The 7640-nt window shown below is 50.3% G+C and carries 12 protein-coding genes; 1 reads left to right on the top strand and 11 read right to left on the bottom strand.

Going from position 1 to position 7640, the window contains the following annotated elements; genetic code table 11:
- The 11 genes from G565_RS25065 to G565_RS26910 all read right to left on the bottom strand — a co-directional run.
- A partial coding sequence (locus G565_RS25065) for a transposase family protein (protein ID WP_169579687.1) occupies positions 1 to 274 on the bottom strand: 274 nt, incomplete at its 3' end.
- 347 nt (positions 275 to 621) lie between these two features.
- Entirely contained in the window at positions 622 to 1590 is a 969-nt protein-coding gene (fcl, locus tag G565_RS0119600; RefSeq protein ID WP_425413992.1) for a GDP-L-fucose synthase, read from the bottom strand.
- Positions 1590 to 2717: a GDP-mannose 4,6-dehydratase gene (gene gmd / locus G565_RS0119605; RefSeq protein ID WP_037340503.1), complete on the bottom strand. Its 1128-nt coding sequence runs from the start codon at positions 2715 to 2717 to the stop codon at positions 1590 to 1592. Before gmd ends, fcl begins: the two co-directional genes overlap by 1 nt.
- 95 nt (positions 2718 to 2812) lie before the next feature.
- On the bottom strand, positions 2813 to 4240 hold the full coding sequence (locus G565_RS0119610) for a mannose-1-phosphate guanylyltransferase/mannose-6-phosphate isomerase (protein WP_342662988.1): 1428 nt from the start codon (positions 4238 to 4240) through the stop codon (positions 2813 to 2815).
- Between the two features lie 57 nt (positions 4241 to 4297).
- On the bottom strand, positions 4298 to 4648 hold the full coding sequence (locus G565_RS0119615; RefSeq protein ID WP_028672352.1) for a MarR family EPS-associated transcriptional regulator: 351 nt from the start codon (positions 4646 to 4648) through the stop codon (positions 4298 to 4300).
- Positions 4649 to 4753: 105 nt separating this feature from the next.
- Entirely contained in the window at positions 4754 to 5095 is a 342-nt protein-coding gene (locus G565_RS0119620; RefSeq protein WP_028672353.1) for a four helix bundle protein, read from the bottom strand.
- Positions 5096 to 5572: 477 nt separating this feature from the next.
- On the bottom strand, positions 5573 to 5869 hold the full coding sequence (locus G565_RS0119625; RefSeq protein WP_028672354.1) for an addiction module antidote protein: 297 nt from the start codon (positions 5867 to 5869) through the stop codon (positions 5573 to 5575).
- A complete protein-coding gene (locus G565_RS0119630) occupies positions 5866 to 6165 on the bottom strand; it encodes a type II toxin-antitoxin system RelE/ParE family toxin (protein WP_028672355.1) in 300 nt (99 codons plus the stop codon). Before G565_RS0119630 ends, G565_RS0119625 begins: the two co-directional genes overlap by 4 nt.
- 187 nt (positions 6166 to 6352) lie before the next feature.
- On the bottom strand, positions 6353 to 6727 hold the full coding sequence (locus tag G565_RS0119635) for a helix-turn-helix domain-containing protein (protein WP_028672356.1): 375 nt from the start codon (positions 6725 to 6727) through the stop codon (positions 6353 to 6355).
- Positions 6724 to 6981, bottom strand: a complete 258-nt coding sequence (locus tag G565_RS27785) for a type II toxin-antitoxin system RelE family toxin (RefSeq protein ID WP_028672357.1) — start codon at positions 6979 to 6981, stop codon at positions 6724 to 6726. Before G565_RS27785 ends, G565_RS0119635 begins: the two co-directional genes overlap by 4 nt.
- A 274-nt stretch (positions 6982 to 7255) precedes the next feature.
- Positions 7256 to 7399 (bottom strand): hypothetical protein, encoded by a 144-nt coding sequence (locus tag G565_RS26910; protein WP_157600167.1) that lies wholly within the window; start codon positions 7397 to 7399, stop codon positions 7256 to 7258.
- A gap of 2 nt (positions 7400 to 7401) precedes the next feature.
- Between G565_RS26910 and tnpA the strand changes: the two genes are divergently transcribed.
- Positions 7402 to 7640: IS66 family insertion sequence element accessory protein TnpA (gene tnpA / locus G565_RS25070; RefSeq protein WP_037340500.1), on the top strand; the 239-nt coding region annotated here is incomplete at its 3' end.

The following is a 7640-nucleotide window of genomic DNA, read 5'->3' on the forward strand; positions in this document are numbered from 1 at the left end:
AGACGGTTTTAACACCGTGCTTTTTACACTTGACCCTTGGAAGCTGGGCGTGCAAATAGGTTGAAAACTGCATGGTATCAAGGTGACGCCAAGTTCTGCGTTCGCGATCATCGTGCTTTGGGCATACCGTTTCACATTCAGGACATATACCCGAACCATCGGCGTACTCGATTTCAATATCAACGCGATTGCCAAGCATGTTCAGGTCTACTGAGCTGATTTCCCAGGGGGATTTTATGCCGAGGAGTAACGCGTAATGATCTTCGATTTCCACAGACATGGCTCCTTAAGAATCTGGTGCGGTCAGGCCTCGATTATACTGGAATTCCACAAGAATTTACGAAGAGCCTGATTTATAAAGCCGTGTATATCTCCGGACGAGAAATACCCACAGCTCAGTAGTTCGTTGCGCTTACACAGTGGTACACCTTAAATACACAACTCAATTTCCTCCAGGCCACCCGCAGACTAAAAAAAGCGGAACTTGTTTCCGGCAGACGTTTCTGCGAAAAAGTTCATATTCTAGGCATTAAATGCATACTCTCCAGTCTTGTACTAGTTTCATGTAACTCATATTTGGCAATGGGTCAATGCAAGTAATGAATCGGGAAAAACCGTTTGTCAGCTCCTAAAGCTCTGCTGATTCTGCAGAAACCACTCATAGGTTTGAGTTAGCCCGGCTTCCAACTCAATGGCATACGCCCACCCCAGTAATTTCAGGCGTGATACATCCATCAACTTGCGGGGCGTACCATCGGGTTTAGTGGTATCCCAAATAATTTCACCCTTGTAACCCACTACCAGGGCAACTGTTTCAGTCAATTCCCTGATAGTGCAATCCACCCCGGTTCCCACGTTAATGTGAGACAACATTGGCTGTGTGTGTTGCTGATAGGTGTCGCCATTAAGGTTCATGACAAAGACACTAGCAGCAGCCATATCATCGACATGCAGAAACTCACGCATAGGCTTGCCAGACCCCCAGGCGGTTACCTCGGGCGCATCAGCCAACTTGGCTTCGTGGAAACGGCGCAACAATGCCGGAACCACATGACTGTTTTCCGGATGAAAGTTATCATTCGGGCCATAGAGGTTGGTGGGCATAACGCTACGGTAATCCCGCCCATATTGGCGGTTATAGCTTTCACAAAGCTTGATGCCGGCAATTTTGGCAATGGCGTAGGGCTCGTTGGTCGGTTCCAGCGTACCCGTTAACAGAGCCGTCTCTTTCATCGGCTGCTCGGCCATTTTCGGGTAGATACAGGAGGACCCTAAGAACAAAAGCTTGTTAACCCCTGCCTTGTGAGCGGCATTAATGATGTTTGCTTCGATCATAAGGTTCTCGTAAATGAACTCAGCCGGGTATTCGTTGTTTGCATGAATACCGCCTACTTTGGCCGCTGCCAGATACACCTGATCTACCGCGTTCGCCACAAACCAGGCTTCAACCGCGTCGAGATCGAGCAGGTTCAGCTCATCTCGCGTTGCCGTAAGCACCGTAACCGTGGGTTGTTGCTCCAACTGGCGAACAATGGCCGAACCGACCATTCCCCGGTGACCGGCTACAAAAACCTTGATAGCTGCCATCATCAGTTCTCCACCGAGATGCTGACTTCGTGGCCATGCGCTTTAAGAAAGGCGTGGCGTTGAGCGACTTTAAGGTCTTCTGCGACCATTTCAGCACACATTTCCTGAGTGGTGATTTCCGGAACCCAACCCAGTTGGTTTTTAGCTTTGGCAGGGTCACCCAACAAAGTTTCAACCTCAGCCGGGCGGAAGTACCGTGGGTCGACTTTTACGACCACTTCACCCACACTGACGGAAGGTGCTTTATCACCTTCAATCGAATCGACAATGGCGATTTCATCCACGCCCTGCCCTTCAAATCTGAGCGTGATACCTAGCTCCTGAGCGGACCATTGAATGAACTGACGGACGGTGTATTGTTTGCCGGTTGCGATGACGTAATCTTCTGGTTGCTCTTGCTGAAGCATCATCCACTGCATGCGCACGTAATCTTTCGCATGGCCCCAGTCGCGCAACGCGTCCATATTGCCCATGTAGAGGCAGTCTTCCAGGCCCTGGGAGATGTTTGCCAGTCCACGGGTGATTTTACGGGTAACGAAGGTTTCGCCCCGGCGAGGGGATTCGTGATTGAATAAAATGCCATTGCACGCATACATCCCATAGGCTTCGCGATAGTTCACGGTGATCCAGTAGGCATACAGCTTGGCGACTGCATAAGGCGAGCGTGGGTAAAAAGGAGTGGTTTCCTTTTGCGGGATTTCTTGAACCAGGCCATAAAGTTCTGAAGTAGACGCTTGGTAAAAGCGGGTCTTCCTTTCTAACCCACAAATGCGGATAGCCTCCAGAACTCGTAGTGTGCCCATAGCATCAACATCGGCTGTGTACTCTGGTGCTTCAAAAGAGACGGCAACATGGGACTGTGCCCCAAGGTTATAAATTTCGTCAGGTTGGATTTCCTGAATCAACCGAACCAAATTAGACGTATCCGTTAAGTCTCCATAATGCAGGACAAAGTGTTGGTTTTCGACGTGCGGGTCTTCGTAAATATGATCTACCCGCTGTGTATTAAATAGAGAGCCACGTCGCTTAATGCCGTGCACTTCATAGCCCTTTTCTAGTAGAAACTCGGCCAAATATGAACCATCCTGACCCGTAACACCGGTAACAAGAGCTTTTTTCTTAATTCTCATTTCCATATCAATATCTCTAAATCAAATTTGTTAAACTAATTCTGAACTTTGATTTTAGGCATCGTGCTCCCAGTCAGCAAAGCTTTATTGATGTGTTACTTTCTTCCATACCGGTCCGTAAACCGCACAATGTCATCCTCGCCCAAATAACTGCCGGTCTGCACCTCAATCAGTTCCAATGCGATCCTGCCCGGGTTTTCCAGTGCGTGAACCGTGCCAATGGGTATATAAACTGATTCGTTTTCACTCAACATGCTGGTTTTCTCACCAATGGTCACATTGGCCGTACCGCTGACCACCACCCAATGCTCGGCCCGGTGGTGATGCATCTGCACCGAAAGCTTCTCGCCAGGTTTTACGGTAATGCGCTTCACCTGGTGCCGCTCGCCCAGGTTAATCGTCTTGTACGACCCCCAGGGCCGGTGCACCCGGGCATGCACATGGTGCTCGGTGCGCCCGGCGGCTTTTAACTGGTTTACTATGAACTTCACATCCTGAGCCCGCTCGCGCGGCACCACCACCACGGCATCATCGGTTTCGATGATCGCCATGTTCTGTACCCCAATGGCCGCTACAAGGCGGCTTTCGGCGCGAATCAGGTTACCGGCAGAGTCCTCAGTGAGCACATCGCCCTGCAACACGTTGTCTTGCCCGTCTTTCTCGCTCAGATCATACAACGCCGACCAGGCACCAATGTCGCTCCAGTCTCCCGTGTAGGGAACCACCACGGCACGGTTGGTGCGCTCCATAATGGCGTAGTCGATTGAGTCCGACGGGCTCTTGGCGAACGCCTCGGCATCCACCCGAATAAAGTCGAGGTCGGCATACTTGTTGGCCATGGCGGCCCGGGTGGCTTCATAAATGGCGGGTTGGTGTTGCTTGAGCTCTTCCAGGTAGACCCGGGCCTTGAACACAAACATGCCGCTGTTCCAGAAGTAGTTCCCGGCGGCCAGGTAACGGGCGGCGGTGTCGGCGTCCGGTTTTTCGCGGAAGGCGATGACGGCACTAGTGGCGTCGGTCTCGGCGGCTTCTATATAGCCGTAGCCGGTTTCCGCATACAGCGGTTTTATGCCGAACGTCACCAGAAACTCGTGCTTGGACTGAACAATGGCTTCCTGAACCGACGTGCGAAACGCTTCGGTATCGTTCATCACATGGTCGGCTGGCAACACCACCAACGTCGCTTCCGCATCCCGCTCCAGCGCCTGAAACGCCGCCAGTGCTATCGCCGGAGCCGTATTGCGGCCTTCCGGTTCAAGTATCAGCTCGGCTTTGGTGCCCATATCTGCCATCTGCTGGGCAATAAGGAAGCGGTGTTCTTCGTTACATACAATAATAGGGGCAGTTTCTATGCCTGCACTTTTTAACCGGCGTATCGTGTTTTGCGCCAAGCTAAACTGTTCGTCCAAAAGAGCAAGGCATTGCTTGGGGTACAATTCACGTGAAGTAGGCCATAACCGGCTACCTGTACCGCCAGCGAGTAGAACGGGGATAATCATCGTCGAACAAATTCCTGTATTCATGCTTGGATTATTAAAAGTGCTATTTGAATTGGTTTCGGATAAGTCGGAAGCTACTCCCTACCCTTCACTACGACGCGCCAGCTGGCCTGTCTCAGATACTTCTGAACGTAACTCTTCAATTGTACGCCGTATCTCTTCGTGCTCTTCCAGTTTGCGCTTTAAAAACCGAACGGTAACTGTGGCTTTTTCTTCGATTCCCTGAGGGGTCAGATAGTAAGCATACGCCATCTTTCGCTCGCTGCTTTTGAAGTTACCGGCGACGATCCAGCCCTTATCCAGCAATGCCTTCAGGCAATAGTTTACCTTACCCAGGCTCAGGTCGAGCTCTTTGGCAATTTGGCGTTGGGTCATTTCCGGGTTGCGTTCGAGGGTTCGGAGCAACTGGTATCTTAGTTCGTCGGGAAGCATAGGTAGACACGTAGGACATTGAAGGACGCGAAACAATAAAGGACGTGACACATTAAGGGACGCAAGACATTTAAAGACGCTAAAGATTAAAAGACGACAACCATTCTATTGGCGTAATCTGTCTGATAGCTTTTTTAGCATTATTTGGATTCTTTTGGTTTTTGCCATCCAGGCTTGGCCTGAATCCCTGTCTATGTAGCCTATTTCTATGCCTATGTAGATTTGGGTTCGTAGCTCGGCACAGGAGCCGTTGGCTATCGCCAGGAAATGAACTTTCTCTTTATCGCTGTTTCTGGCCATGCCTTCGGCGATGTTGCTGGGTACTGAGAGGCCAGATCGTGTGATCTGGTCTTTGAAGCCGAAGTCTTTTAGGGTTTTGAGCGATTTGTAGAGGTTTATGGACAGTTCGGTTGACGTCTTCCATACGTCCAGGCTTTCGTGGCTCAAGGGTTGTCCTTTTGGTCAGTCTTTGGTCTTCCTGACATTGAATCGCCGCTCATGGGGGTGCTGAAAGCACGCTGGGCGATTTAAAGACTGCTCTGGAATGGGGTTTTGCGAGGTGCTGAAAATCGTATAGATTCGCTACCGCCCGGCCGGTTACAGGGCACACCAAGGGGGTTGTTCAGTTGTTGAACGCGAATTGTAGGGGGTTAGGGTTGGGGGGTCAAGCGACGCGTTTCGCGTTTTGTTGTTGGTTTGTATTGGGTTTGTAGGATAAAAGACGTGGGACATTGAAAGACGTAGAACATGGACTGACGTAGGACAAGATGGGACGCGACACAATAAAAGACGCAGAACACGAACTGACGCAGGGCATTAAAGGACGTAAACCCGTAAAAGATGTTGAACACTGTAAGACGCTTTTGCGTCTCTTCATGTTTCGCGTCATTTCATGTCCTGCGTCAGTCCGTGTCCTACGTCATTTCAGGCCGCTGGCTCATGAGGGCGTGCTGTTAAGTCAACACCTAGAGCACGCATCACTGCCAGCATTGTTTTTAGTGTTGGATTACCTTGCTCACTGAATGATCGATACAGTTGCTCCCTTGAAAGCCCTGTCTCACGGGCCAATTGAGTCATGCCTTTGGCTCGCGCCACTACTCCCAAGGCCTTTGCGATATAAGCCGAATCTCCGGTTTCCAGTGCGTCGGCTAGAAAAATGGCGATAGCTTCCTCACTCTCCAACGCCGCTGCCGGGTCGTAGTCGTATATTTTGTCTATCATACTGCCTCCCACTCTGCCGCTAGTCGCAACGCTGTGGCTATGTCACTTTGCTGAGTGCTTTTATCGCCACCGCACAATAGTATGACGATTTCACTACCCCGCTGCTTGAAATAAACGCGGTAGCCTGGCCCATGGTGAATACGCAATTCACTGACGCCCTGCCCAACTGGCTTTACATCCCCAGTAAGGCCATTGGCCACCCGAAACACTCGCGCTGCGATCAATGCTTTAGCACGTTGATCACGCAGTTTGCGCTCCCATTTCCGATAGGTTTCCGTTTGTTTGATATCAAGCATTGTTTGGATTGTAGTTTATTAACTACACCCATGCAATGAAGGGACGTGGGGGATTGAGGGACGTGGGACAGTAAAAGACGTGGGACATTGACTGACGCAGAACATTAGGGGACGTAAAACACTAAAAGACGTAGGACACCGAAAGACGCTAAACATTGAAAGACGCTTTTGCGTCAATTCGAGCCACTCACAACAAGCTTCCCGGTTCTATTTGCAGTGCCGTGGCGAGCGCATTCAGTACGTTGACTGATGCGGTTTTGTGGCCCGCTTCGATTTGGCTGATGTACGATTTACCGACCCCCACGGCGTTACCCAGGTTCTCTTGCGTTAAAGCCCGGTATTCACGCCAGATTTTTAACGGATGTTCGTTGCCTGCCATAAGCCGTTTTACGATTTCAGACGGTATGCTTTCGTCATCGCCCGTTTCAATTTCAAGTTGCGCACTTTTGGCATCTGCAAGGTCTTCTATATCTTCAGCCATTGCCAGCAAACGCTGGTATTCTTCATAAGGAATAACCGCATATTCCGGTAACCCCTCTTTGGTTATGATCTGTGCACTCATTTGTAAACATCTCCTCTGGATCCCACTTTCAGTACGAGAATGGTCAACTGGCCACTCTCCACACTGCAAATTGCCCGATATCCGCCTTGTCGCAGCCGCCAATAGGGCTCACCCCTGAGGGGCTTCCAATCTCCAGGGTAGTTATTCGGGTCTTGGGCAATGGCTTCCAATGCTTCTTGCATTTTCTGAGCCTGCCCTCTGGGCATTTTTAACAGCGCCTTCAATGCTGATTTCTTGAATTTCAAGGTATACATGAAATAAGTTTACTGACGATGTTTACTAACAGTCAACCAGGATTATTACTTGAAGGTACGCGGGATAGGAAGGGACGTGGAACACTGAAAGACGTAGAACAATAAGGACGCTCCTGCGTCAGTCCGTGTTTTGCGTCAGTACATGTCCTGCGTCTCTTCATGTTCTACGTCCCTTCCTGTCCCACTATAGTCCATCCCATTGCTTACACATCAAAAGACGCGGAACAATAAAGACGTGCCTGCGTCAGTCTGTGTTTCGCGTCAGTTACTCTTCCTATACGCCTAGAATAGCGCGTGCGAAGGCTTTGAAATCGTCCAGATAATTGTTACCAATGGTGTGAACGTAAGCGTCCAACCGCACCACCTGTTGTTTAAATCTATCAGCCCGCAGGCTGTGGTTTTCTTCAACAGGATCCATCAATGCAAACTCCGGACGAACGACGCACTTTTTGGGCAGAGCATCTTAAGGCGTGCTCCAAAAGCGGCCTGACCAAAGTCGCCTATTGCCAGCAACACGGTCTGAAAATCAAAAGCTTCTATTACTGGCAACGCCGTAACCGGCCTGTTACCGGGCCCGTCACGCTGGTACCAGTGTCGGTTCAGACTTCTTCTGTTAACACATCGCCCGACGGGTTGGTATTGCGTCATAACACTGGCTG

This window comes from Saccharospirillum impatiens DSM 12546 (assembly GCF_000423605.1).
In the GTDB taxonomy this organism is placed as follows: Bacteria; Pseudomonadota; Gammaproteobacteria; order Pseudomonadales; family Natronospirillaceae; genus Saccharospirillum; species Saccharospirillum impatiens.

What these genes read in the sequence shown, in the direction of transcription:
- G565_RS0119625 (WP_028672354.1), bottom strand. Translation starts at nt 5,869, where the DNA reads ATGATAGACAAAATATACGACTACGACCCGGCAGCGGCGTTGGAGAGT.
- G565_RS0119610 (WP_342662988.1), bottom strand. Translation starts at nt 4,240, where the DNA reads ATGAATACAGGAATTTGTTCGACGATGATTATCCCCGTTCTACTCGCT.
- G565_RS26910 (WP_157600167.1), bottom strand. Translation starts at nt 7,399, where the DNA reads ATGGATCCTGTTGAAGAAAACCACAGCCTGCGGGCTGATAGATTTAAA.
- gmd (WP_037340503.1), bottom strand. Translation starts at nt 2,717, where the DNA reads ATGAGAATTAAGAAAAAAGCTCTTGTTACCGGTGTTACGGGTCAGGAT.
- fcl (WP_425413992.1), bottom strand. Translation starts at nt 1,590, where the DNA reads ATGATGGCAGCTATCAAGGTTTTTGTAGCCGGTCACCGGGGAATGGTC.
- G565_RS27785 (WP_028672357.1), bottom strand. Translation starts at nt 6,981, where the DNA reads ATGTATACCTTGAAATTCAAGAAATCAGCATTGAAGGCGCTGTTAAAA.
- G565_RS0119635 (WP_028672356.1), bottom strand. Translation starts at nt 6,727, where the DNA reads ATGAGTGCACAGATCATAACCAAAGAGGGGTTACCGGAATATGCGGTT.
- G565_RS0119630 (WP_028672355.1), bottom strand. Translation starts at nt 6,165, where the DNA reads ATGCTTGATATCAAACAAACGGAAACCTATCGGAAATGGGAGCGCAAA.
- G565_RS0119615 (WP_028672352.1), bottom strand. Translation starts at nt 4,648, where the DNA reads ATGCTTCCCGACGAACTAAGATACCAGTTGCTCCGAACCCTCGAACGC.